General features: G+C 30.1%; 21 protein-coding genes. 16 read left to right on the forward strand and 5 right to left on the reverse strand.

All coding sequences use genetic code 11. The features are described 5' to 3' along the window. Positions 1-26: 26 nt before the first annotated feature. Positions 27-1,217 (reverse strand): carboxypeptidase-like regulatory domain-containing protein, encoded by a 1,191-nt coding sequence (locus LJY17_RS04355; protein ID WP_264542630.1) that lies wholly within the window; start codon positions 1,215-1,217, stop codon positions 27-29. A gap of 102 nt (positions 1,218-1,319) precedes the next feature. Here LJY17_RS04355 and LJY17_RS04360 point away from each other — a divergent pair, with 102 nt between their 5' ends. Beyond that, on the forward strand, positions 1,320-1,841 hold the full coding sequence (locus tag LJY17_RS04360) for a hypothetical protein (RefSeq protein ID WP_264542631.1): 522 nt from the start codon (positions 1,320-1,322) through the stop codon (positions 1,839-1,841). Positions 1,842-1,869: 28 nt separating this feature from the next. On the opposite strand, the gene LJY17_RS04365 is transcribed toward LJY17_RS04360, so the two are convergent. Further along, positions 1,870-3,945: a M1 family metallopeptidase gene (locus LJY17_RS04365; protein WP_264542632.1), complete on the reverse strand. Its 2,076-nt coding sequence runs from the start codon at positions 3,943-3,945 to the stop codon at positions 1,870-1,872. 72 nt (positions 3,946-4,017) lie between these two features. Here LJY17_RS04365 and LJY17_RS04370 point away from each other — a divergent pair, with 72 nt between their 5' ends. The 5 genes from LJY17_RS04370 to LJY17_RS04390 are packed head-to-tail and all read left to right on the forward strand — an operon-like array spanning position 4,018 to position 8,913. Next, positions 4,018-4,749: a diphthine--ammonia ligase gene (locus tag LJY17_RS04370; protein ID WP_264542633.1), complete on the forward strand. Its 732-nt coding sequence runs from the start codon at positions 4,018-4,020 to the stop codon at positions 4,747-4,749. 6 nt (positions 4,750-4,755) lie between these two features. Next, positions 4,756-5,256 carry a hypothetical protein gene (locus tag LJY17_RS04375; protein WP_264542634.1) on the forward strand — a complete coding sequence of 167 codons (501 nt, stop codon included), beginning with the start codon at positions 4,756-4,758 and terminating at the stop codon, positions 5,254-5,256. A 3-nt stretch (positions 5,257-5,259) separates the two neighbouring features. Then, the gene (locus LJY17_RS04380; protein WP_264542635.1) at positions 5,260-5,961 is read left to right on the forward strand and encodes an aspartyl/asparaginyl beta-hydroxylase domain-containing protein; all 702 of its coding nucleotides are present in this window, start codon (positions 5,260-5,262) and stop codon (positions 5,959-5,961) included. A gap of 6 nt (positions 5,962-5,967) precedes the next feature. Next, complete coding sequence (gene recG / locus LJY17_RS04385; protein WP_264542636.1) at positions 5,968-8,076, forward strand: ATP-dependent DNA helicase RecG; 2,109 nt, start codon at positions 5,968-5,970, stop codon at positions 8,074-8,076. Continuing rightward, positions 8,077-8,913 carry a GNAT family N-acetyltransferase gene (locus LJY17_RS04390; RefSeq protein ID WP_264542637.1) on the forward strand — a complete coding sequence of 279 codons (837 nt, stop codon included), beginning with the start codon at positions 8,077-8,079 and terminating at the stop codon, positions 8,911-8,913. A gap of 51 nt (positions 8,914-8,964) precedes the next feature. On the opposite strand, the gene LJY17_RS04395 is transcribed toward LJY17_RS04390, so the two are convergent. Beyond that, the gene (locus tag LJY17_RS04395; protein WP_264542638.1) at positions 8,965-9,810 is read right to left on the reverse strand and encodes a DUF2911 domain-containing protein; all 846 of its coding nucleotides are present in this window, start codon (positions 9,808-9,810) and stop codon (positions 8,965-8,967) included. A 126-nt stretch (positions 9,811-9,936) separates the two neighbouring features. Here LJY17_RS04395 and LJY17_RS04400 point away from each other — a divergent pair, with 126 nt between their 5' ends. From LJY17_RS04400 to LJY17_RS04410, 3 genes are read left to right on the forward strand one after another with little or no spacing between them, the layout of a single operon-like run. Next, positions 9,937-10,398: an SRPBCC family protein gene (locus LJY17_RS04400; RefSeq protein ID WP_264542639.1), complete on the forward strand. Its 462-nt coding sequence runs from the start codon at positions 9,937-9,939 to the stop codon at positions 10,396-10,398. Further along, on the forward strand, positions 10,395-11,681 hold the full coding sequence (locus tag LJY17_RS04405; RefSeq protein ID WP_264542640.1) for a cryptochrome/photolyase family protein: 1,287 nt from the start codon (positions 10,395-10,397) through the stop codon (positions 11,679-11,681). The genes LJY17_RS04400 and LJY17_RS04405 overlap by 4 nt, the downstream gene beginning before the upstream one ends. After that, entirely contained in the window at positions 11,681-13,141 is a 1,461-nt protein-coding gene (locus tag LJY17_RS04410) for a cryptochrome/deoxyribodipyrimidine photo-lyase family protein (protein ID WP_264542641.1), read from the forward strand. The genes LJY17_RS04405 and LJY17_RS04410 overlap by 1 nt, the downstream gene beginning before the upstream one ends. Here LJY17_RS04410 and LJY17_RS04415 read toward each other — a convergent pair. Next, entirely contained in the window at positions 13,138-13,773 is a 636-nt protein-coding gene (locus LJY17_RS04415) for an HAD family hydrolase (RefSeq protein WP_264542642.1), read from the reverse strand. The genes LJY17_RS04410 and LJY17_RS04415 overlap by 4 nt on opposite strands. 99 nt (positions 13,774-13,872) lie before the next feature. Between LJY17_RS04415 and LJY17_RS04420 the strand changes: the two genes are divergently transcribed. From LJY17_RS04420 to LJY17_RS04430, 3 genes are read left to right on the forward strand one after another with little or no spacing between them, the layout of a single operon-like run. Continuing rightward, on the forward strand, positions 13,873-14,415 hold the full coding sequence (locus LJY17_RS04420; RefSeq protein ID WP_264542643.1) for an RNA polymerase sigma factor: 543 nt from the start codon (positions 13,873-13,875) through the stop codon (positions 14,413-14,415). A gap of 30 nt (positions 14,416-14,445) precedes the next feature. Then, entirely contained in the window at positions 14,446-14,835 is a 390-nt protein-coding gene (locus LJY17_RS04425) for a hypothetical protein (protein ID WP_264542644.1), read from the forward strand. Between the two features lies 1 nt (position 14,836). Further along, complete coding sequence (locus LJY17_RS04430) at positions 14,837-15,283, forward strand: sensor of ECF-type sigma factor (protein ID WP_264542645.1); 447 nt, start codon at positions 14,837-14,839, stop codon at positions 15,281-15,283. 20 nt (positions 15,284-15,303) lie between these two features. Here the strand turns inward: LJY17_RS04430 and LJY17_RS04435 are convergent, their stop codons facing one another. Next, positions 15,304-16,392 (reverse strand): sialidase family protein, encoded by a 1,089-nt coding sequence (locus tag LJY17_RS04435; RefSeq protein ID WP_264542646.1) that lies wholly within the window; start codon positions 16,390-16,392, stop codon positions 15,304-15,306. 114 nt (positions 16,393-16,506) lie between these two features. Here LJY17_RS04435 and LJY17_RS04440 point away from each other — a divergent pair, with 114 nt between their 5' ends. From LJY17_RS04440 to LJY17_RS04455, 4 genes are all read left to right on the forward strand, one after another. Next, positions 16,507-18,492, forward strand: coding sequence for a KUP/HAK/KT family potassium transporter (locus LJY17_RS04440; protein WP_264542647.1), 1,986 nt, complete (start codon positions 16,507-16,509; stop codon positions 18,490-18,492). After that, positions 18,493-19,356 carry a bestrophin family protein gene (locus tag LJY17_RS04445; protein WP_264542648.1) on the forward strand — a complete coding sequence of 288 codons (864 nt, stop codon included), beginning with the start codon at positions 18,493-18,495 and terminating at the stop codon, positions 19,354-19,356. Between the two features lie 51 nt (positions 19,357-19,407). Next, positions 19,408-22,233 (forward strand): aminopeptidase, encoded by a 2,826-nt coding sequence (locus tag LJY17_RS04450; protein ID WP_264542649.1) that lies wholly within the window; start codon positions 19,408-19,410, stop codon positions 22,231-22,233. A gap of 182 nt (positions 22,234-22,415) precedes the next feature. Continuing rightward, entirely contained in the window at positions 22,416-24,818 is a 2,403-nt protein-coding gene (locus LJY17_RS04455; protein ID WP_264542650.1) for an alpha-ketoacid dehydrogenase subunit alpha/beta, read from the forward strand. Positions 24,819-24,820 lie beyond the last annotated feature (2 nt).

A 24,820-nucleotide genomic window follows, 5' to 3' on the forward strand; every position in this document is an offset into this window, starting at 1 on the left:
ACATTCTAAAAAGAATGTCTTTGTTTTTAATTTACAGATTTACTTTCTAATTCAAGCTTTTTAATAATCTCAGCTTCTTCATCTGTTAGGACCATCGAATTATTTTTTTTCCAAAATTTATCTGAATATTTATTTCCCCTTTCGTAAAGTGATCTCTCATTATAGACATCTTTCTTGTTGTACACAAAGTCTTCCTTTTTAAAGTCAGTTACCACTAAATCACTTTTAAATTCGATTACGTCATTATATTTTCTTTTGTTCCAAATTTTAATTTTTCCTCTTCTTGAACTAAAAGCTAATAGATAATTGCCTCCATTAGTTACTTTATAAGTTGACTTAACTTTAAGATCAAGCATAGCAGCTTTAACAATGAGTATATTAATAGTTTTAGAATATTCTAATTTTGATTGATCAGAATTAATTTCTACATCTGTAATTAGATAATTTTCTGGGTTAAAAACCACCGTACCTTTATACAGATACTTTTTTAATTCTTCTTTTGGTTTAAAATTGATAATATAAACTTCATTTCCTGACTTTTCAACTCTTGATTTTAACTCAAAATCATAATCTTCATATTTTTTTCCGTCAAAAAGTATTTTTTCAAGAGCACTAAAAGTATATTGTTTTGTAGTAGCTGATCTTACATCTAATCCTGAAGCAACATCAAGTGTTTGATCATCTTCACTAATCAGTCTGGCAGCTCTACTTTGATTAACTATTAAATCTGCTTTTGATTTAATCATATGGTAATCTACCAATCCATCTGTAAATCGAGTATATTTATCATTTACTTTTACAAATTCACGATAGTAGGTATTCAAAACAATAGGCTTATTAAATCTTGACTTTGAAGTTTCGACTGCCTTATACAACAATTCATTTATTGGCTCTTTTGTTACAATTATATCCTCTAGTTCTATTGTATTAGGTTCTAATAAAATAGTATTTGTTTTAGAATCTATTTTATCTAAAGAAATAGTAGTTGTTTTAAACTCTAAATGTGAAATCAAAATATCAGAATTGCTTGAAGCTACAATTTGAAAAGTTCCTTCATCGTTAGAAACTGTTCCAAAACCTGAATTTTTAACTGTTATGGTTGCGCTTTGAATAGGTTCATTATTTGTAGTATTTTTTAAATGTAGAATAAAATTTTGTTGAGAAAATAAGTTAGTAATTGAAAAAAGTAACAGAACAAATAAGATAGTTTTTTTCATAGTCGATTATAAATAAATTGGTGTTATTTCTACAAAGAAAGAAAAAAATTAATCTATTTTATTTGTTAAAAATTATATTTTTGCACCAAAGAAATCATCATAATGGAGACAAATAAAATAATTGAAATACTTGCTTATACCCTTCCTTCAATAATTACTGGAGCTGTTTCTTATTATCTTTTTCAAACACATTTTAACAATGAAGAAAAAAGAAGAAAATATTTATTATTGAAAAACACCCAAAAAGACGCACTTCCATTAAAATTACAAGCCTATGAAAGAATGGCAATTTTTTTAGAAAGAATTCACCCATCGAAATTACTCATTAGAGTTGCTCCTTTTTCATCAGATAAAAAACATTATGAGACATTTATTATAGAAAACATTGAACAGGAATTTGAACACAACTTAGCGCAACAAATTTATGTTTCTGATGAGTGTTGGAAAATCATTTTAACTGCAAAAAATACTATCATTCAAACTATCCGCAAGACCAACATGAGTGGTGAAATTACAAGTGCCGATAAACTTCGAGAAGTTATTTTAAGTGATTTACTAGAAAATGAATCACCTACCACAATTGCATTAGCTTATTTAAAGAAGGAGGTATCTCAACTTATCTAAATAAAAAACTCCTCAATTGAGGAGTTTTTTATTTTATCTCGCTTTTCAAAAAATTCTGTTCTCTTTCATTTAGTTTAGGTAATAAATCTGTAAAGCCATTTTTAAATTTTTCCTTTTTAAGCATTCCGCGAATGGTATTTTTTGCAAAAGCTACAAACTGCCATTTATGATGAGTAGTTGCATTAACTAATGATGATAAAACCTTTTCGTCCATAGGATTAATTTGTAATAAAACTTCTAAAGCATTCTTTCTAACAGTTGCATCATATTGTGTTGATGCATAATTTAGCAACTCATCATAAAATTTTGGCTTTTCTTCTGGTTTAAAATTTTTATCTAAACAAGCATGTAACAACCAAATCGTTCTAAAGCTCTTATCATTATTGCCAATTATATTTTCTGTTGCCGATAAATATTTAGCTCGTTCTTCAGGAAATTCATTGCACAATTGCTGGAAAACAATTTCTTTGGTAACATATGAATTGTCTTTTAACAAACTTTCATATTGAGTTTTAAGTTCAACTGGAATTTGTTTTGTCGATTCTGCTATTGCTTGACGAATTTTTAAATTATTGGAGTTAAATGCTAACTGTAACAATTCCTTTTTCTGTTCAAAAGGCACATCAATTAATTGATAAATAATTTCTTGAGATAAAATGTAATATTGATTTGATTTTAAAATAGTTAAAAAAATACTTCTTTTGCTTTCAAATGATTGGTTTTGCATTTTCTGTAATTCAAAATACTTCTTCATCACTTGATTTTTACTCATCATTGCAATAGCTTTTTGGGCATCAAAAGTCTTAGCCTCTAACCATTCTTTTTTGAATTTTTCTGTATCAAATTTTGATGAAACTTTTCTAATTTCAGCTAAGAAATTATTAGAATCAACAGTTTTAAATTGATATTTATTGAGATAGTTTTTTACAACTTTTTGAAAGTTTTTAGCACCAATAGATTCTCTTAAATAATGCAATGCCCAAGCTCCTTTTTTGTAAAATGTAAGTGAACTTGCTTTTTCATTTAAAATTGGAATGGTATCATATTTTGATGCTTTTTTAATTTCTTCAGCATTTTTTAATAATTCATATTGAAAATGATTATCTCCAAACAACTGTTTTTCTGCCAATAAAGCATAATATGTTGCAAAACCTTCTTGCAACCAATGATGTTTACCTTCTTTAGCTGTAATCAAATCACCAAACCAATGATGTGCTAATTCATGAGCGTTAACATTGATATAATTTTGATCGTTAAAACCAATTTCATCAACTACAAAATCCTGCGAAAATAATGTTGCTGTTGTGTTTTCCATTCCAGCATATAAAAAATCGTGAACAGGAATCTGCTTATAAACTTCCCATGGATATTTATAACCTGTTTCTTTTTCTAAAAAGTCAAAAATTTGTTTTGAGTATTTGTAAGTTGGTTCAAATTTAGAAGCGTCTTCAGGTTTATAATATAATACCAAAGGTACATTTGTTGAAGAATACAATATTTTATAATCAAATTGTCCTATGGACAACATAACCAAATACGATGACATAGGTTTTTGCATCTCGTATTTCCAGACTTTAGCACTACCTTTTTCATTCATATTCACATTAATCAACTTCCCGTTTGAAACAACCTGATAAAAAGGATTAAAAGCAATAGAAAGATTAAAAATTACTTTTTCATTTACATCATCAAAACTTGGTAACCAATGTGATGTATATTTTCCTTGTCCTTGTGTCCATATTTGTTGCACTCCATTAGCAGAATCCCAACCTACAAAATACAAAGTTTGTTTTGGCTTTGCTGAATACAAAAAAGTTAATGCGTTTTTTCCAACTTTATATCCTTGGAAAAGATTAAGAGTTTTACCCGTATTTTTAAATGGAACCACAACGCCGTTTATACTTACGTCTGTAATTTCCATGTTTTTAGCATCAATTTTAATGGTATCAATAGTTTGCTTGACATCAAAATCATATTGAATACTTCCAGAAACTAATTTTTCTGAAGGATATAAACTCAATTGAGCATTCATTTTGGTAAAATCAACTTTCTGAATTTGCTGCCCAAATGCAACTACTGATACTAATAGAAAAAAATAACGCATAAATACATTTTGTATGACTCAAAAATAGTTGGATTTTCCGACTTTTTGTAAGTTTACGCTAAATTTTAAGATTTGAAACCAAAAGCTATTTTCAACTGGAGCAGCGGTAAAGATTCTGCTCTGGCACTTTATAAAACTTTGCAGGCAAATGAATTTGAGATTCACTCGTTATTGACCAGTGTAAATAGTCACTACAATCGTATTTCAATGCATGGGGTTCGTGCCGAGCTTCTTGAAAAGCAAGCTGAGAGTTTGAATTTGCCATTTTATAAAATGGAAATCCCCGAAATGCCTTCGATGGAAACCTATGAAGAAGTGATGCGAAATACTTTAAATAATTTTAAAGATCAAGGCGTTACTCATTCCATTTTTGGAGATATTTTCCTTGAAGATTTACGAAAATATAGAGAAGAAAAGCTTGAAAATATAGGTTTCACAGGTGTTTTCCCTCTTTGGAAGATTAACACAACAGATTTAATTCACAAATTTTTAGATTTAGGTTTTAAAACAATTGTTACTTGCGTAAACGAACGTTATTTAAATCAAAGCTTTGTAGGAAGAATTATTGATGAACAGTTTATAAATGATTTACCAGATAACGTTGATGTTTGTGGTGAAAATGGAGAATTTCATACTTTTACTTTTGATGGACCAATTTTTTCAAAACCAATTGAATTTAAAAAAGGTGAAATTGTACATCGCAAATATGAAAAACCAAAAACCTCAGTTTCAAATTCAGGTTGCGATACTGATGATACTGATTTCGATTATGGATTTTGGTATTGTGATTTAATTCCTAATTAAATTCTTATGAGTACAACTAAAGAAACAAAGGAAGTAACTAAAATATTAGATTTTTTAAACAACATTGGGATTAATGTTATAGAAAAACAATTGCAAAATGACACATTCTTACCTGGATTAGCACTAAGTGCTGAAGGCATAGAAATTGATTTCGACAAATTACTTTATCCTGGGGATATTTTACACGAAGCTGGACATATAGCGGTAACTACAAAAGAACAAAGAAATTTAATCGGTACAAATGAAATGCCTGAGGAATGGCCAACTCAAGGAGATGAAATAGCCACTATGTTATGGTCATTTTTAGCTTCAGAACATTTAAATCTTCCTATAGATTTTGTATTTCATCCTAATGGTTATAAAAATCAATCGGAGTGGTTAATCGAAAACTATTCGAAAGGAAATTATATTGGATTACCTCTTTTAGAATGGATGGGACTTGCCTCAAAAGAAACCTCCGACACAAATAATTCATTACCAAAAATGGTTAAATGGTTAAGAGATTAAAAAATGACTGAACTTGTTAGATACATACAATTCCCATTGCTTTTTGACAAAAAACTTCTCAAAAACGATGTTAGCAAAGTTTTATCAGATAATTGGGTAAAACATTATAATACTAATGATTATTCGGGTGATTGGGATTCCATTGCTTTAATGTCACAAGGAGGAAAGTCAGGGAATATTTATGCTTTACCATCGAATAATGATGAAGTTATTTTTACTGAAGCATTAGATAGTTGTTCATATTTCAAAGAAGTAATCAATCAATTCAAATTTCAAAAAACATCAGTTAGACTCCTTCGTTTATCTGTTGGAGCCGAAATTAAACCACATAAAGATTATTGTCTTGGCTATGAAGACGGCTGTTTTAGAATACATATTCCAATTATAACAAATCCTGAAGTCGAATTTATTCTAGACAATACAAGACTTATAATGAATGAAGGCGAATGCTGGTATATCAATGCCAATTTTACGCATTCTGTTGCTAATCGAGGTAAAGAAGATAGAATTCATTTAGTAATTGATGGCATACGAAATGAATGGACCGATAATCTTTTCTTCAAAAATGCTAGAAAAGATGGATTTGAGAAAAAAATAGTTCAAAATACTAAAGAAGAAAAGGAAAAAATAATTCAGGAATTAAGAAAAATGAATACTCCAGTTGCTGACAAGCTAATTTCTGATTTGTTAAATGAAATAGATTAATTTTTAATGCAAAACAATCTCCTTGAAACTCCAATAGAATACCTAAAAGGTGTTGGTCCTCAGCGTGGTGAATTATTACGTAAGGAGTTGAGCATTCATAAATATGGAGATTTAGTAAATCTATTCCCAAATAGATATATAGATAGGACGAGATATTATAAAATAAACGAACTTACTCCAAATAATAGTGAAGTTCAAATTGTTGGTAAAATCATTCATGTAAAAACTGTTGAATTTGGCAAAGGTAAAAAGCGTTTGAGTGCTACCTTTATTGATGATACTGGCGAAATTGAATTAGTTTGGTTCCAAGGGATTAAATGGATTAGAGAAAGTCTGAAAATTAATATTCCTTATGTAATTTTTGGTAAAACCAATAATTTTAATGGTCAATTCTCGATGCCTCATCCAGAAATGGAACTGCTTGAAGAACATAAAGCAAGTTTGCGAAGTGCCATGCAATCTGTGTATCCTTCTACCGAAAAGTTAGCAAACAAAGGAGTTACAAATAAAGTCATCAATAAAATAATGCAACAGTTATTTATTGAGACACATGCTTTATTTACAGAAACACTTCCAACATACCTTTTAGAGGAATTACAATTGATTCCAAAAAATGCGGCATTATTCAATGTACATTTTCCTAAAAGTCAAGAACTTTTATCAAAAGCACAATTTCGATTAAAATTTGAAGAATTATTCTTTATTCAATTACAATTAATTTCTAAAAACTTAATTCGAAAGCATAAAATCAAAGGACATGCCTTTGAAAATGTTGGTTATTACTTTAATGAATTTTACACAAAACATTTACCTTTCGATTTAACCAATGCACAAAAAAAAGTATTAAAAGAAATTCGGAACGATTTAGGAAATCCAGCCCAAATGAATCGTTTATTACAAGGAGATGTTGGTTCGGGCAAAACAATTGTAGCGTTAATGAGTATGCTCTTAGCTATTGATAACGGATTTCAAGCTTGTATCATGGCACCTACAGAAATTCTGGCGACACAACATTTTAATGGAATTTCAGAATTAGCGGAACCACTTGGAATAAATATAAAACTATTAACAGGATCAACAAAAACTGCAGATAGAAGAATAATTCACGAAGAGCTTGAAAATGGAACTTTAAATATTATTGTTGGCACACATGCTTTACTAGAAGATAAAGTGAAATTTAAAAATTTAGGGCTTGCTATTATTGATGAGCAACATCGTTTTGGCGTTGAACAAAGAAGTAAGCTTTGGAAGAAAAACGAAATTCCTCCTCATGTTTTGGTAATGACTGCCACTCCTATTCCACGTACATTAGCAATGAGTTTGTATGGTGATTTGGACATTTCAGTTATTGATGAATTACCTCCAGGAAGAAAACCTATTCAAACGGTGCATCGTTATGACAGTAACCGATTAAAAGTTTGGAAATTCATTCGAGATGAAATCGAAAAAGGTCGTCAAATTTATATTGTTTATCCCTTAATACAAGAATCTGAAACCTTAGATTATAAAGATTTAATGGATGGTTATGAAGGCATTTCTCGTGATTTCCCTTTACCAAAATATTCTGTTTCTATTGTTCATGGAAAAATGAAACCAGCAGAAAAGGATGCTGAAATGAAACGATTTTCGGAAGGAAAAACCAATATAATGGTGGCTACAACTGTAATTGAAGTCGGGGTTAATGTTCCTAATGCATCTGTAATGATTATTGAAAGTGCTGAACGTTTTGGATTGTCTCAACTGCATCAATTGCGCGGTCGTGTTGGTCGTGGAGCTGAACAAAGTTATTGCATACTAATGACAGGACATAAATTGAGTAACGAAAGTAAAATCCGTTTAGAAACTATGTGTAAAACCAACGATGGATTCGAAATTGCAGAAGTAGATTTGAAACTTCGTGGCCCAGGAGATATAATGGGAACACAACAAAGCGGAGTTCTAAATCTTCAAATTGCCGATTTAGTAAGAGATAAAGACATTTTACAACTAGCTCGTCATTATGCTATTAGATTGTTAAAAGAAGATTCTTCAATGATAAAACCTGAACATCAAAAACTACGTGAAGTTTTTATTGAATTAGGTAAAAAGAAAAATATTTGGAATTACATCAGCTAAATGGAATTTAGAACATTAGAAAACACATCCTTAACAGAAATTATGGAAGCTTTTAATCTTGCATTTTCTGATTATGTCACACCCTTACAGTTAACGCTACAACAATTACAAAATAAAATAATTGCTGAAGATATTAATCTCAATTGGTCTCTTGGAGCCTTTGAGAGTGAAAAACTTGTTGGATACATTCTCCATGGCCTTAGAAGTAATACATTATACAATGGAGGAACTGGAGTTATCCCTGAATTTAGAGGAAATAAGATCACACAGCAACTATATTCTTTTCTATTACCAAAAGCCAAAGCAGAAAAAATAGAATGTATTCAACTTGAAGTTATTACAGAAAATAAAAAAGCAATAAATATTTATGAACAAATAGGATTTAAAAAAGTTAGAACTCTAAATTGTTACAAAGGAGTTTTAAATTTAGAATCATTTATTTCGTTTGAAAAAAATTTAGAATTCATTGAAGCTGATTTAAATAATATACGATTAATTACTGATTATTATCCTACTTGGCAAAATGATAACGTTTCAGTAAGTAACTTATCAAAACTAGAAGACATAAAGTGTTTCCAATTATTTTATCAGAAAAAAAACATTGGATTTATAATTTACAATACTACTTCTAGAAAAATTCATCAAATCAAAATAGATCAAAATAGTTCTGACAGAGAGTTAATCACAAAAGAATTATTTAATTTCATTTCAAAAAAATATTCAAATACTTTTGTTGCCATAAATATTGACTATTCTTCTAAAATTACAAACGAAATTTTTGAATACGTTGGATTTGATTGCTTCTTACAACAGTATGAAATGCTAATGAAAATATAAAAAAACGCCTAAGAATATCTTAGGCGTTTTTTTTATATAGAAAATTTGAGATTATTTCTTACTCCACTCTTTGATACTATCTTCATTCATTTTTACGTAGTCTGCATTATTAGCAACTTTTGCTGATTCAAGAGATATTTTTGCTGTTTCAAGAGCTCCTTTTTTGTCTCCTAATTTAGCTTGAATTTGTGATTTTAAACGAGAATACCAGTAAGGTTTTTTCTCGTGCATATCATAAGCTTTAGTAACATAAGTCAATGCTTTATTAAGATCTCCATTTGAAGTAAAGTAATAGCTAGCAGCACTATAATAATCAGCAGCTGAAGGACCTGCTAAAACTTTATCAATACTTTCCATAGCAATTTTTTGCGTTGGTACTTCAAATTTTAAAGCTACTAAAGTCTTCTCCCAAGATAATTCTAAATTAGCAAAATTACTATCAGTATTATTTATACCAATTGTAAAAGTTTCTACATTTCTATTCAACAATTCTGTTTTTGCAGAAGCTTTCAAAGCTACTTTACTATCGTCCCATTTTTCTGGATTTCCCCAGTTGTTTGTATCTGTATAAAAGAAAATTTCCCATTCATCAGCTTTAGGAGTTACATAAAGAGCATATTTGCCTTTCTTTAAAGTAGCACCATTTATAACAACATCTTCAGAAAAAGAGATTGTAGTATTTGCATTAGCACCAGTTCTCCATACCTTTCCAAAAGGAACTAAATCTCCAAAAATTACACGCCCTTTTGCGCTAGGTCTAGAATACTCAATTTCTATATCAGTTAATCCTACTTTTTGAATTAAAGTTGATTTTGGACTAGCTTGAGGAACCTTAATTTGTGCTTCAACAGACAAAGAAGCAATAAAAACAGCAATAGCTACAATAAATCGTATCATTTTTATATATTAATTTGTTTATTTATCAAAGATAAGTTTCTAAACATTTTTTTATTGTTAATAAAACTATAAAATAAAATAAATGTTGTTTAATTTATTTTTAATTTTGTTAAACAATTTATTCAAATGAAACTATATTCAATACACACAAAACAAAAACTTCCAATTTCAATAGATACTGCTTGGATTTTTTTTAGTGATCCTAAAAATTTGAATGCAATTACTCCAGATTCTATGAAGTTTATCACGCTTTCTGGTGACGATAAAAAAATGTTTTCAGGACAAATAATTCATTATAAAATATCACCATTTCCATTCATAACAATGCAATGGGTAACCGAGATTACCCATGTTGATGACAAAAAGTTTTTTGTCGATGAACAACGATTTGGACCTTACTCTTTTTGGCACCATAAACACTTTTTTACTGAAACCGAAGATGGCATTTTAATGGAAGATATTGTACACTATAAAGTTCCTTTTGGAATTGTTGGACAAATGTTTCATCCTATAATTGTTAGACCTAAGCTGGAAGAAATTTTTGCCTTTAGAAAACAAAAATTAACTGAATTATTTGGAGCTTTATGACAATTTTCTGGTTTAGACGTGATTTAAGATTAGAAGACAATGTTGGCCTTTTTCATTCATTATTTGAAAATGAAGAAGTGCTTACCATATTTATATTTGATACCTCTATATTATCACTATTAGAAAAAAATGATGCTCGAGTTACTTTCATTCATGAATTACTGAGTAAAATTCAGGAACAGCTAAATAGCCAAGGGAAATCCTTAGCTATATTTTATGGTAAACCAAAAGAAGTTTTTGAAAAACTTATTTCTGAAAACAAAATAACATCTATTTACGCCAATCACGATTACGAGCCTTATGCTCGAAAACGTGACAAAGATTTAAACAATTTTTTTAAATCGTATGGAATCTCATTTAAAACCTGTAAAGATCAAGTAATTTTTGAAAAAAATGAAGTCATAAAAGATGATGGAAGCCCCTATGTAGTTTATACTCCTTATTCTAAAAAATGGAAAGAGAAATTAAGTAAATCAACTATTAAATCTTTTTCTTCTGAAGAATATCTAAATAGAATAACAAATCATAATTATCCTTTTCTTAGTTTAGAAGACATTGGCTTTTTAAAATCTGATATTAAAGTTCCTGAATATAACATTCAAGAATCTTTAATCAATAATTATCAAGATACCAGAAACTTTCCAGCAATTAAAGGAACTTCTCTCCTAGCCCCACACCTTAGGTTTGGCAGTATTTCAATACGAAAATTGGTACTTTATGCTCTTGAATTCCAAAATCAAACATTTTTAAATGAATTGATTTGGAGGGAGTTTTTCATGCAAATTCTTTGGCATTTTCCGCATACTGTAAACAAAAGCTTCAAGGAAAAATACGATTACATTGTTTGGGAAAATAACGAAGAGAATTTCAAGAAGTGGTGTGAAGGTAAAACAGGTTATCCATTTGTAGATGCTGGTATGCGAGAATTAAACACCACTGGACACATGCACAATCGCGTGCGGATGATTGTTGCCAGTTTCTTGTGTAAACATTTACTTATTGATTGGCGTTGGGGCGAAGCCTATTTTGCCAACAAACTTTTGGATTATGAACAATCAAGCAATATTGGTAATTGGCAATGGGCAGCTGGAAGTGGTGTTGATGCTGCTCCATATTTCAGGATTTTTAATCCATCTGAACAAATTAAAAAGTTTGACAAAGATTTGAAATACATCAAAAAATGGGTTCCCGAACTTGAAACTTCAAAATATCCATCTCCAATAGTTGATCACAAAGAAGCTAGAGAAAAATGTTTGAAAACATATAAAGAAGCCCTTGGATAATGAATGTAGTTTGGTTAAAAAAAGATTTGAGACTAGAAGATCATCAACCGCTATTTGAAGCACAAAAGTGCAACGAAAAAATTCTATTGCTTTTCATCTTTGAAACAGAACTTTTAAAAGACCCTCATTACAGTAAGAGACATTTTGATTTTATCAAAGAATCATTACAAGAACTTCAAACGGAATTATCAAAGCTACATACACAAATCCTAATTGTTGAAGGAAATGTGGTAGCTGTATTTAAAAAATTACATGGATTACATCCTATAAAACAAGTTTTTTCGCATCAAGAAACTGGTATTGAAATAACTTATCAAAGGGATAAAGCTCTAAATAACTGGTTGAAAAGTAAAAACATACCATGGCAAGAATATGTCTGGAATGGTGTTTTTAGAGGTCGAAAAAATAGAACTACATGGAAAAATGATTGGTTTGCTTTCATGGAAAGTAATATCCTTCCTGCACCAACTAATTCTAGAGCATTTATAAAGTATACAGAAATTGAACAATTTGAAAACTATTTTTCAATACCAAACCTAAAAACGAAATCTATTTCAAATTTTCAAAAAGGTGGCGTTAAAACAGGCTTACGCTATATGAATTCGTTTTTTGATGAACGCGTACAAAACTATTCCAAACATATATCAAAACCAGAATTAGGTCGTAAAAGTTGCAGTAGATTGTCACCATATATCACATGGGGTAATTTATCAGTTCGTCAAGTATATCATGAAGCTTGGAAAAAAAAACAAGAAGGTAAATTTAAAACATCCATAAGTAATTTTACTTCACGATTACGCTGGCAAGCTCATTTTATTCAAAAATTTGAAATGGAGTCTGCAATAGAATTCCAATCCATAAACAGAGCATTTAGAAACTTAAATCAAACTAAAAACATAACTTTTCAAAAGGCATGGGAAGATGGGAAAACCGGATTTCCTTTGGTTGATGCTTGCATGCGTTGTTTAAAAGAAACGGGGTATTTAAATTTTAGAATGCGCGCTTTAGTAGTATCTTTTTTTACTCATGATTTATTTCAACCTTGGAAAGATTGCGTACATTATTTAGCCCAACAGTTTTTAGATTTTGAACCTGGAATACATTATCCACAAATTCAAATGCAAGCAGGAGTTACAGGTATTAATACCATACGAATATATAATGTAATTAAAAATTCTTATGAACATGATGAAAGCGGAACTTTTATCAGAAAATGGATTCCAGAATTACAAAATATTCCCGATGCATTAATTCATGAACCTTGGAAAATAACATCTATTGAAGAGCAATTATATGACTTCTATTTGGGTATTACCTATCCAAAACCAATAATCGTTCCTGATGTGGCAAGAAAAAGAGCAACTGACTTCTTTTGGAATATCAAAAAATCAGATGAAGCTAAAAATGATAGTACAAGAATAGTAGCTATTCATACATTTTCAGATCGCAAGTCTTCTTAAAATCTAATTTCAGAAAAGTGTTCAATGATTTGATCGGCTAGGCTATAATCTTGATTTTTTGAATTTTTACTTTTATATCCTATACAATAAATATCAGCATCTTTTGCGGCTTTAATTCCATTAGTACTATCTTCTATAACAATACAATTATTCTTAGGTGCTTCAGAAAGTGAGGCAGCATGTAAAAAAATAGCTGGATCTGGTTTTGATTTTGGAAAATCTTCTCCACTAACTTTATGAGTGAAATACTGATTTAAATCAAATCGGTTAAAAACTCTATTAATGGTACTATTAGAAGCTGATGAAGCTAAAATCAATTGAATATTATTTGCATGTAAACTTTTAATTAAATCCAAAACGCCTTCAATCAATTCTAAATCAGGTTTTGTATCAAATGCCTCATTAAATAAATGACGTTTTCTTAAAATTAATTCCTCTACATCATTTTCTAAATTGAAATGACTTTTTATTTTCTGAAAAACGTTTCGAGTTGAATTTCCAGTAAAAGTGGTATACATTTCTTCAGAAACTTCGATATTAAGTTCCTTAAAATGTTGGTCATAAGCATATTTATGAACTGGTTCAGTATCCACAATTACTCCATCCATATCAAAAATCACTGTTTTTATCATGATGCAAATCTTCAAATTTTAGAATACAAAGGTGCAAAGTTTTTATTTCAAATTAAACCTTTTTAAATATCTTTAGTCTTACTGTTTAAATTACCTCAATTGCAGGAAGAGAAAATATTTATCGCCGAGTTACTAAATCCTAAAACGCAAAATGAAGCGTTTCGCAAGTTAGTACGTGAATATCAACGCCCGCTCTATACCCATGTCCGTAATATGGTAATGAATCATGACGATGCTGATGATGTTTTACAGAATACTTTTGTGAAGATTTTCCAAAACTTAAAAAACTTTAAAGGCGAAAGTAAATTGTATTCGTGGATGTACAGAATTGCTACAAATGAAGCTATTAACTTTATTAATACAAGAGCCAAAAAAAGTGGTATTTCAAATGAAGAATTAAAAGATAAATTGGTAAAAAATCTTGAAGCTGATGTTGATTATGACGGAAATGAAATTCAGTTAAAATTACAAAAAGCTGTAGCCACATTACCTGAAAAACAACAACAAGTGTTTAAAATGAAGTACTTTGAAGAATTAAAATATGAAGAAATGAGTGAAATTTTACAAACTTCGGTTGGTGCGTTAAAAGCATCTTACTTTCATGCAGTGAAAAAAATAGAAGAATTTTTAAATTCTAATTAAACCATTTCCTCTTAATTTTGTCAAACTTATATGAAAAAGATAGATTTAGAAAACGATAACAAAATAGTAACAGGATTTAAAATTCCTGATAACTATTTCGATTCTTTTGAAGATCGATTAATGCAGAAAATCGAATCTGCACCTGAAAAGGCAAAAGTAGTTTCTTTGTGGCAACGTAAATCTGTTTGGATTTCGGGAGTTGCAGCTGTATTTGTTATATCAATTGGAACGTGGATATATTTTGAGCAACAAAAAACAGAAAGTATTGAAATATCACAGGAATATCTAGCTTACGAGAGTGACATAACCACAGAAGATATAGCAAAACATTTAACTGATGATGAATTAACAAATTTAGAATTAGAAATAACAGATTTTGATACACAAACTGAGTCATATATAAATGAATACTTAAATTAAAATGAAACAAATTTTTACTATATTATTTCTACTATTTAGCACTTTTATTTTTAGTCAAGATATAGGTGAAAGAATCGAACGTGTAAAAGCCTTAAGAGTAGCATATATTTCTGATAGATTAGATTTAACTCCAGAAGAAGCACAAAGGTTTTGGCCAGTTTTTAATCAATTTGATGATAAAATGGATGATCTACATAAACAAAAAAGGCAATTAATGTTCAAATTACGTCCTGAAAATGCATCTAATTTATCTGACAAAGAATCAGCTCAACTAATGGATGAAGATGATAGAATAGAAACTGAAATTCAGAACAACAAAAAACAACTGGTGAAAAATTTACAAGGTGTAATTCCTAATCAGAAAATTTTAATGCTACGTCAAATAGAAATTGAGTTCAAGCAAAAACTTTTAAAACAAATAAAAAATCGCAGAGAATTTAGAAAGTAAAAAGAGCCGTTAGGCTCTTTTTATTTGAATATCAATTTTATGATTCTATTTTTACCTGTTGCAACTGCTGTTTTTTCATCCACAAATCGAAAGGTTAATAAATCTTTATCTTCTGCAAGTTTTATCCAGTTCTCACCAAAATCACTAGAGTAAAAAATTCCGTTTGCACCTACTTCAACAATTCCTCTTCCTCCACTATTTGGTACGTATTGGATACATGATGCATAACCAAAACCTTGATCATTGGAAACTATTTTCCAAGTTTTTCCACCATCATTTGTGATTGCTTTGTTTTGAGAATTCTGTAAAGGTTTTTCATAATCTCCGCCTGCAATAATTCCTATTGAATCATTATAAAAATCGGCACAAAATGCTCCAGTCATAGCTCCGCCTTGAATAATTGGTGTTTCATGGATTGTCCATTTCTCTCCTTTATTATCAGAAACAGCAACTCTTGATTTTTTACCCCCAGAAACCATAAAAATGGCATTATTTCTCAAAATTAAATTTGTGTTACTAGCCGCAAAAAAAGCTTCCCCTTCTTCGAATTTGGGCAAATTGTTACAGGAAACTTTTTTCCATGTTTTTCCACCATCAATAGTTTTTATAAAAGACGGACAATCCTCGGTTGGATCACCAATTGCAAATCCTTCTTTATCATTTAAGAATTGCATACTATCATAAAACACTTTGTCATGCTTTTCTTGATAAACCAACTGAATTTCTTTACTTTTCTTATTGATTCTGTATAACAATGCTGGATTAGCAACAGATAAAATAAAAATATCACTCGATGTTTGTGCAATACTTCTAAATTCAATATTTAAGTTTTCTCTTTGAATTATACCACTATACTTTACATCTTTATTAGAAAGTAAAATCGAACCTATTTTTCCTTTATTTCCTGCATACCAAACTCTATTACTATCAATTATTATGGCCCTTGAACTGATTGCGTCGTTTAAAAGTGTATCTATAGTAACACTTGTAATTTTTTTATAGGTTGAAGTACTATCCTTTTTTGAGTCAAAATCTGATACTATTTTTTTATCAATAGAGCAAGAAAACATTAAAAATGAAGCAATTAAGAATAAAAAAGTATTTTTCATTTCATGTAATTTACTAATTAACAATACATTGTAAAAATAGATTTATATTTTTTAATTAAAAATTAATAGGATAAATAATAATGTTATAATTTTGGGCTTTTAAATTTAACATAAATGAGTTCTTCAAGTCATCAGGATCTTCATAGTAAGTATTCTATAGCGGGAATTTTAATCACTTTAGGTATTATTTATGGAGATATAGGGACTTCGCCCTTGTATGTAATGAAGGCCATTATTGGTACACATGGAATCGACAGGGATGTAGTTTTAGGCGGAATTTCGGCCATTCTCTGGACATTAACTTTACAAACTACTTTAAAATATGTTTTTATGACACTTTCAGCCGATAATAATGGCGAAGGTGGAATTTTTGCATTGTATGCCCTTGTAAAAAGGACTAAAGTAAAATGGTTAATAATCCCTGCGATTATAGGAGGTAGTGCCTTACTAGCCGATGGAATTATCACCCCCCCCATTTCGGTTTCTTCAGCAGTTGAAGGAGTGAAAATTTATTTTCCAGAATTAGACACTGTACCAATTGTTATTGCAATTCTTTGTATTTTATTTATTATCCAGCAATTCGGAACGAGTCTAGTAGGAAAGTTTTTTGCGCCTATGATGATGATTTGGTTTGGAATGTTAGCAGTATTAGGAATAATACAAATTTCTCACAATACTGATGTTTTATGTGCTGTTAATCCTTACTATGCATATCATTTATTAAGTATTCACCCAGAAGGATTTTATGTTTTAGGTTTTGTATTCTTATGTACAACTGGTGCTGAGGCATTATACTCAGACATGGGTCACTGTGGTAGAAAAAATATCAGAATTAGCTGGGTGTTCGTTAAACTAGCTTTACTTCTAAATTATTTTGGACAAGGAGCCTTTTTAATTAAACATCAAGGTGAAACATTAAAAAGCATCGATGCCAATAATGGAAATCCATTTTATTTGATTATGGCCGATTGGTTTCAACCATTTGGAATTGTTATCGCAACAATGGCTGCTGTAATAGCGTCTCAGGCTTTAATTTCTGGATCGTTTACACTTATCAATGAAGCCATGAGATTAAATTTCTGGCCAAAAGTTAAAATTAAATATCCTACTGAACTTAAAGGACAATTATACATACCTTCTATTAACTGGTTACTTTTAGCAGGTTGTATAGGAATTGTATTGTATTTTAAAGAGTCTGGAAAGATGGAAGCTGCCTATGGTTTAGCTATTGTACTTTGTATGATTATGACCACATTATTATTAATGTATTACATGATCATAAAAAGAGTCGCAGTTTATATAATTATTCCAATCATTTTAGTCTACTTAACCATTGAATTTAGCTTCTTAATTGCTTGTTTAGATAAATTCCCTCATGGTGGTTATGTTACTATTATCATTGCTGCTGTATTGGTTTTTATAATGACTATTTGGCATACCGCTAAGAAAATCAGTAAAAACTACACTAAGATTGTAAAAATCGACAATTACAAAAAAGTGTTAGCTGAATTAAGTGTCGATTTATCAATTCCTAAATATGCTACACACTTGGTATATATGACCAATGCAAACAGAGTTGATGAAATTGAAGAAAAAGTAATGTATTCTATTTTACAAAAGAGACCAAAACGTGCAGATATGTATTGGTTTATTCACGTAAATGTAACCGCAGAGCCTTACAATAAAGAATACAAAGTAACTGAAATTATTAAAGACGATTTATATCGTATTGACTTTAACTTAGGATTTAGAGAGCCAACAAAAATCAACCTAATGTTTAAAGAAGTAATTAAAGATATGGTTGCTAATGGAGAAGTTGATATTACCAGCCGTTACGAATCATTACATAAAAATAATATTATTGGTGATTTTAAATTCGTTCTATCTGAAAAATTCCTATCTAACGACAGTTTTATGCATTTCTATGAAAAAGTAGTGATGAATACCTACTTCTTCTTAAAGAACTTCTCATTATCTGAAGAAAAAGCTTTTGGACTTGATAGTAGCTCAGTAAAAATAGAGAAATTCCCTATGGTACTACATGCCCCTGAGAAAATAGTGATGACAAGAATTTATAAAGAGAAAAAAGAAAGAGAATAAATGATTTCATACAATCCCAAAGACTGGTTTGGCTTTATTTTCAAATTCCACAAAGCAGATACTTTTAGAGAACTACTTCCTCTAATAATTGGGATTGGAATTTATTCTACTATCGTTTCATATTTAGAATTACATTATTTAAACTTATCACATAAAGATTATGTAAAAAACATAACCCTAATGCATAGCTTGTTAGGGTTTGTTATATCACTACTTCTTGTTTTTAGAACAAATACAGCATACGACCGCTGGTGGGAAGGAAGAAGACAATGGGGTTCTTTAGTAAATAATAGCCGAAATTTAGCAGTCAAACTCTCAGCAATTTTAACTGAAAAAGAAGATAAGATTTTCTTCAAAAAAGCCATCCCAAACTTTGCTCAAACATTGAACTTACATCTTAAAGATGAAAAAATTAGTCATGAACTTTTTGAAGAATACAATATCAATGTTTCACATAAAAAACACAAGCCTAATCAATTGGTCAAATTAATGTCTAAAAAACTTTTTGAATTAAAGAGACAAAATAAGCTTACAGAAGAAAACCTACTATTTATAAATCCAGAGCTAACTTCTTTCTTAGATATTTGTGGAGCATGTGAAAGAATTAAAAATACACCTATACCCTTTTCCTATAGTGTTTTCTTAAAAAAATTCATCTTTTTTTACGTTATGACACTCCCATTTGGATATGTTTTTAGTTTGGGTTATTACACTATTCCTGTAGTGATTTTTATATTTTATGTTTTAGCTAGTCTTGAACTAATTGCCGAAGAAATTGAAGATCCTTTTGGTAATGATGAAAATGATTTGCCAACAGCGCAAATAGCAGAAAATATCAAAAAGAATATCGACGAAATTCTTTAAAATAACTATAAAAATCTTACATTGCAATTGATATAAAAAAGCAATGAAGCCTTGAGATTTTTAACGAAAATACTTTTATTTAGTTTCTTTTTAATTTTAACAGAAACATATAGTCAACAAAAAATCAGACTATCTGTAAAAGTTGATTCTACAAGCTCTATTTTAAAAGTCAATCAAACAGTCATTTTTACAAATTCTTCTCAAAAATCTTTATCAGAAATTATTGTAAACGACTGGAATCAAGCCTATTCGAACAGAAAAACAAATTTAGGCAAAAGACTGTCAGATGAGTATGTTCGTAGTTTCCATTTATCAAGAGAGAGAGAAAGAGGTAATACAACCATAAACTCAGTTACTGTTAACGAAACAATTTCTACTTGGGAACGTCTAGAAAATAAAACTGACTTAATTAGCATCAAACTTGACAAGAAACTTTTACCTGGAGAGTCAATTAATATTGAATTTGATTATATTCTAAAAATCCCAGAAGATAAATTCACAAGATACGGTTACAACAAGGGCAATTTTTATTTAAAAGATTTCTTTTTAAACATTGCTCGTTTAAATGATAACGGAAAATTTGTTGAATACAGTAACGAAAATATTGATGATTCTTCAAATGAAATTATTGATTTTATTGCAGCCGAATTTACTATCCCAAAAAAATATTCTATAGCTTCAAATTTGATTCAAAAAAATGAAGAGATAAACTCAGTAAAAACAATCACATTTGAAGGTTCAAATATAACCGACTACACTTTTGCAATAGAACCAAAAAACACTTTTGAGAGCTATTCAAATGATACAATGCAGATTGAAACAAACTTAAGAGTCAATAAAGTAACAGAAATTCAAAAAGCAATTATTATTGATAAAGTTATAAAATTCATTGAAGGATATTTAGGTAATTCTCAAAATTCCAAAATAATGGTTTCCCAAATCGATTATGATAGAAATCCGTTATATGGTTTGAATCAATTACCTAGTTTTTTGAGCCCATTTCCAAATTCATTCTTATATGAACTTGAATTCCTTAAAGCTTATTCAAATAATTTTCTGAAGCAAAATTTAAAAATTGATTACAGAAAAGATCATTATGTTATTGATGCAATTCAAACTTATCTTTTGATTGATTATATCAATGAGTTTTATCCTGATTTAGATTTAATAGGCAACATTGGAAAAATAAGACTCTTAAAAGGATTTCAACTATCAAAAGCAAAATTCAACAAACAATACGAAATAGTTTATTTACTGACTGCTAGGAAAAATTTAGATCAAAATCTTGACGAATCAAAAGAGAATTTAATAAAATTTAACGAACGTATTTCCAGTAAATACAAAGCTGGTTTAAGTTTTCAGTATCTCAATAAATATCTCGGAGAAAATATAGTTGTGAATTCTTTCAAAGAATTTACTCAATCAAACATTAACAAAAAAACAACTTCAAATCAATTTGAAGAAATTATTCTGAAAAATGCAAAACAAGATGTTAATTGGTTCTTCAACAATATAATTAAGTCAAAAACATCTGTTAATTATGGATTTGGTAAATCGGAAAAATTAAATGACTCAATTAAAATACAAATTGTAAATAAGAGCAAGAATGATGTGCCTATAACCTTATCTGGATTCAAAAAAAGAAAGTTAGTCTTTGAAAAATGGTTACCAAATATTAAAACTGATTCTACGCTTATATTCAATAAAAACGAAATAGATAAACTTGTAATCAATAATGACAATAGTTTACTTGAAATTAACAATCGTAATAATTTAAAATCGTTAAAAGGGCCTTTTTCATTAAACAGACCATTAAAATTTACCTTAATAAAAGACATAGAAAACAGAAATTACAGTCAGATTTTCTATTATCCAGAAATTGCATACAATGTTTACGATGGAGCAATTTTATCTTTAAAATTCAATAATCGTTCATTGATCGAGAAACCTTTTTCTATTGATTTAGCACCAAGTTTTTCTACAAGAACAAGCTCTTTAACTGGTGATGCCTCAGTTGGATACACACAACAAAGACCTAATTCTAAATTATATCAAATTAGATATTCATTGAGTGGATCCTATTTTCATTATGTTCAAGATGCAACTTATTTAAGATTAAATCCTTTTATTAGTTTTAGATTTAGAGATCCTGATTTAAGAAAAAATTTCAGACACACAATCACTTTGAGACAAGTTGTTGTAAACAAAGAACCTAACCCTTTAAAAATTATCGAAACAACACCTTTAAATTATTCAGTATTTGATGTACGCTACGGTTTTGGAAACAATGAAACCGCTAAATCTTATGGACTATCTTCAAATGTTCAACTTTCAGGTAAGTTTGGAAAATTTATCATTGAAGGCGGATATAGCAAATTATTTGAAAGTAATTACCAAATAGGAGTTAGAGTTTATGCAGGTACCTTTATGTATAAAAAAACAGACACTGATTACTTCAATTTTGGCTTAGACAGACCTAAAGACTATTTGTTTGATTATAACTTTTACGGAAGATCAGAAACATCAGGATTATTTAGCCAACAAATCATAATAGCTGAAGGTGGTTTTAAATCAAAATTTGTTAATCCATATGCTAATCAGTGGCTAACAAGCTTAAATGTTACTTCGTCAGTATGGAAATCAATTCAATTGTATGGTGATGCTGGATTGTATAAAAACAAAGGCTTTGATTCAAAATTTGTTTATGATAGTGGTGTTCAAGTAAATTTAGTACCAGGTTACTTCGAATTATTTTTTCCTGTTTATTCAAGTAATGGTTTCGAATTAGGTCAAAAAAACTATCAAGAAAAAATACGTTTTACTGTCACTTTGAGCCCTAGAACATTAATTAGCCTTTTTACTAGAAAATGGTTTTAATAATCAGAAAAAAAGTATTTTAATTAATTATTATTCATAAAAAGAAGATTTTAAATAAATTATATTTATTTTAAAAGCATTTTTTAACTTTTAAAATACAAAAAGTATAATTAATATTTTCTCATCAAAATTAGAATATATCGTGTTTTTGTTTAAATTTGTCATCGTTACAAGTACACATTATGATACAAGTGGAAGATAAAAAAGAATTGACTTTTGAAGATTTTAAAACAGAAGTTTTAAACGATTATAAAATTGCACGCACAAGCCGTGAATGCAGTCTTCTTGGAAGAAAAGAAGTACTTACTGGAAAAGCTAAATTTGGAATTTTTGGAGACGGAAAAGAAGTCCCTCAATTAGCCTTAGCCAAAGCGTTTCAAAACGGTGATTTTCGTTCGGGATACTATCGTGATCAAACTTTTATGATGGCCATTGGAGCCATGACGATAGAACAGTTTTTTGCAGGATTATACGGGCATACCGACCTCGATTTCGATCCTATGAGTGCTGGTCGTCAAATGGGTGGACACTTTGCTACTCATTCACTTGACGAAAACGGAAACTGGAAAAATCTAACACAACAAAAAAACTCAAGTGCCGACATCTCTCCTACAGCAGGTCAAATGCCACGTTTATTAGGTTTAGCTCAAGCCTCTAAAATGTACAGAAATGTTGAAGGTATCAACCAAACTAACTTTTCTGAAAAAGGAAACGAAGTCGCTTGGGGAACGATCGGTAATGCCTCCACTTCTGAAGGATTATTCTTTGAAACCATAAACGCTGCTGGTGTTTTACAAGTGCCAATGGTCATGAGCGTTTGGGATGATGAGTATGGTATTTCCGTTCATGCCCGTTACCAAACCACCAAAGAAAATATATCGGAGATTTTAAAAGGTTTCCAACGTGATGAGGATAACAACGGTTATGAAATACTTAAAGTAAAAGGTTGGGACTACCCTGCATTAGTAGAGACATACCAAAAAGCGTCTACCATTGCAAGAGAAGAGCATGTGCCTGTTCTAATTCACGTTGATGAATTAACACAACCTCAAGGACATTCCACTTCAGGCTCACATGAGCGTTACAAAAATGCTGAACGTTTAGCATGGGAAGCTGAATTTGACTGTTTAGCACAAATGCGTAAATGGTTATTGGAGAATAATTTAGCAACTGTTGAAGAATTAGAAGAAATCGATACTCAAGCTAAAAAAGATGTTTTAGAAGGAAAAAAAGTGGCTTGGACAAACTTTACCAACCCTATTAAAGCAGAAAGAGACGAATTGGTTGCTGTTTTAAACTCAGTGGCTTCATCTTCAGAAAATAAAATATTCATTGAAAAATATGCTGCTGATTTAGCCGCAATCAAAGAACCGATTCGCAAAGACTTAATTACCCTAGCCCGTAAAGTTTTACGCATGGTAATTAAAGAGAACGGAAAAGCACAACTAGCTTCATGGATTACTTCCTATAACAAAAAAATCCAACCTAAATTCAGTTCACATTTACTCTCACAGTCTGATAAGAATGTATTTTCAATAAATGAAGTACTACCTACTTATGATGAATCTGCTGAAGAGGTAGATGCCCGTTTAGTATTGAGAGATAACTTTGATGCTATTTTCTCTAAATATCCAGAAGCCTTAATTTTTGGTGAAGATTCCGGAAACATTGGTGACGTAAACCAAGGATTAGAAGGAATGCAAGAAAAATATGGAGAATTACGAGTTTCCGATGCCGGTATTCGTGAAGCAACCATTCTTGGTCAAGGAATTGGTATGGCGATGCGTGGTTTACGCCCTATTGCAGAAATCCAATACTTAGACTATTTATTATATGCTATTCAAATCATGAGCGATGATTTAGCTACACTACAATATAGAACTGCTGGACGTCAAAAAGCACCATTAATCATTCGTACTCGCGGACACCGTTTAGAGGGAATTTGGCATTCTGGTTCACCAATGGGAATGATTATTAATGCTATTCGTGGTATTCATGTTTTAGTTCCACGAAATATGACTAAAGCAGCTGGTTTCTATAATACTTTATTGCAAACAGATGAGCCTGCATTGGTTGTAGAATGTTTGAATGGGTATCGTTTAAAAGAAAAAATGCCAACCAATCTTGGAGAATTCAAAACGCCTATTGGAGTTGTAGAAACCATCAAAGAAGGTGCAGATATTACTTTAGTTTCTTACGGTTCCACTTTACGCTTAGTAGAGCAAGCTGCAAAAGAATTACTTGAAGTAGGTATTGATGCTGAAATTATTGACACTCAATCATTATTACCTTTTGACATCAATCACGATATTGTAAAGTCATTAGCCAAAACGAATCGCTTATTAGTGATTGATGAAGATGTCCCTGGAGGCGCTTCAGCTTTCATTTTACAACAAATTCTAGATGAACAAAAGGGATATAAACATCTTGACAGTCAACCAGAAACTTTAGCAGCAAAGGCACACCGCCCTGCATATGGTACCGATGGGGATTATTTTTCTAAACCTTCAGTAGAAGATATTTACGAAAAAGTTTATGAAATGATGCACGAAAGTAATCCAGCTAAATATCCAAGTTTATACTAAAC

Origin of the sequence: Flavobacterium hankyongi (assembly GCF_036840915.1) — a bacterium.
Classification (GTDB): Bacteria; Bacteroidota; Bacteroidia; order Flavobacteriales; family Flavobacteriaceae; genus Flavobacterium; species Flavobacterium hankyongi.

Bases quoted from the DNA above. Each gene is read 5' to 3' on its own strand.
- LJY17_RS04355 (WP_264542630.1), bottom strand. From the start codon at position 1,217: ATGAAAAAAACTATCTTATTTGTTCTGTTACTTTTTTCAATTACTAAC.
- LJY17_RS04360 (WP_264542631.1), top strand. From the start codon at position 1,320: ATGGAGACAAATAAAATAATTGAAATACTTGCTTATACCCTTCCTTCA.
- LJY17_RS04365 (WP_264542632.1), bottom strand. From the start codon at position 3,945: ATGCGTTATTTTTTTCTATTAGTATCAGTAGTTGCATTTGGGCAGCAA.
- LJY17_RS04375 (WP_264542634.1), top strand. From the start codon at position 4,756: ATGAGTACAACTAAAGAAACAAAGGAAGTAACTAAAATATTAGATTTT.
- LJY17_RS04380 (WP_264542635.1), top strand. From the start codon at position 5,260: ATGACTGAACTTGTTAGATACATACAATTCCCATTGCTTTTTGACAAA.
- recG (WP_264542636.1), top strand. From the start codon at position 5,968: ATGCAAAACAATCTCCTTGAAACTCCAATAGAATACCTAAAAGGTGTT.
- LJY17_RS04390 (WP_264542637.1), top strand. From the start codon at position 8,077: ATGGAATTTAGAACATTAGAAAACACATCCTTAACAGAAATTATGGAA.
- LJY17_RS04395 (WP_264542638.1), bottom strand. From the start codon at position 9,810: ATGATACGATTTATTGTAGCTATTGCTGTTTTTATTGCTTCTTTGTCT.
- LJY17_RS04400 (WP_264542639.1), top strand. From the start codon at position 9,937: ATGAAACTATATTCAATACACACAAAACAAAAACTTCCAATTTCAATA.
- LJY17_RS04405 (WP_264542640.1), top strand. From the start codon at position 10,395: ATGACAATTTTCTGGTTTAGACGTGATTTAAGATTAGAAGACAATGTT.
- LJY17_RS04410 (WP_264542641.1), top strand. From the start codon at position 11,681: ATGAATGTAGTTTGGTTAAAAAAAGATTTGAGACTAGAAGATCATCAA.
- LJY17_RS04415 (WP_264542642.1), bottom strand. From the start codon at position 13,773: ATGATAAAAACAGTGATTTTTGATATGGATGGAGTAATTGTGGATACT.
- LJY17_RS04425 (WP_264542644.1), top strand. From the start codon at position 14,446: ATGAAAAAGATAGATTTAGAAAACGATAACAAAATAGTAACAGGATTT.
- LJY17_RS04430 (WP_264542645.1), top strand. From the start codon at position 14,837: ATGAAACAAATTTTTACTATATTATTTCTACTATTTAGCACTTTTATT.
- LJY17_RS04435 (WP_264542646.1), bottom strand. From the start codon at position 16,392: ATGAAAAATACTTTTTTATTCTTAATTGCTTCATTTTTAATGTTTTCT.
- LJY17_RS04440 (WP_264542647.1), top strand. From the start codon at position 16,507: ATGAGTTCTTCAAGTCATCAGGATCTTCATAGTAAGTATTCTATAGCG.
- LJY17_RS04445 (WP_264542648.1), top strand. From the start codon at position 18,493: ATGATTTCATACAATCCCAAAGACTGGTTTGGCTTTATTTTCAAATTC.
- LJY17_RS04455 (WP_264542650.1), top strand. From the start codon at position 22,416: ATGATACAAGTGGAAGATAAAAAAGAATTGACTTTTGAAGATTTTAAA.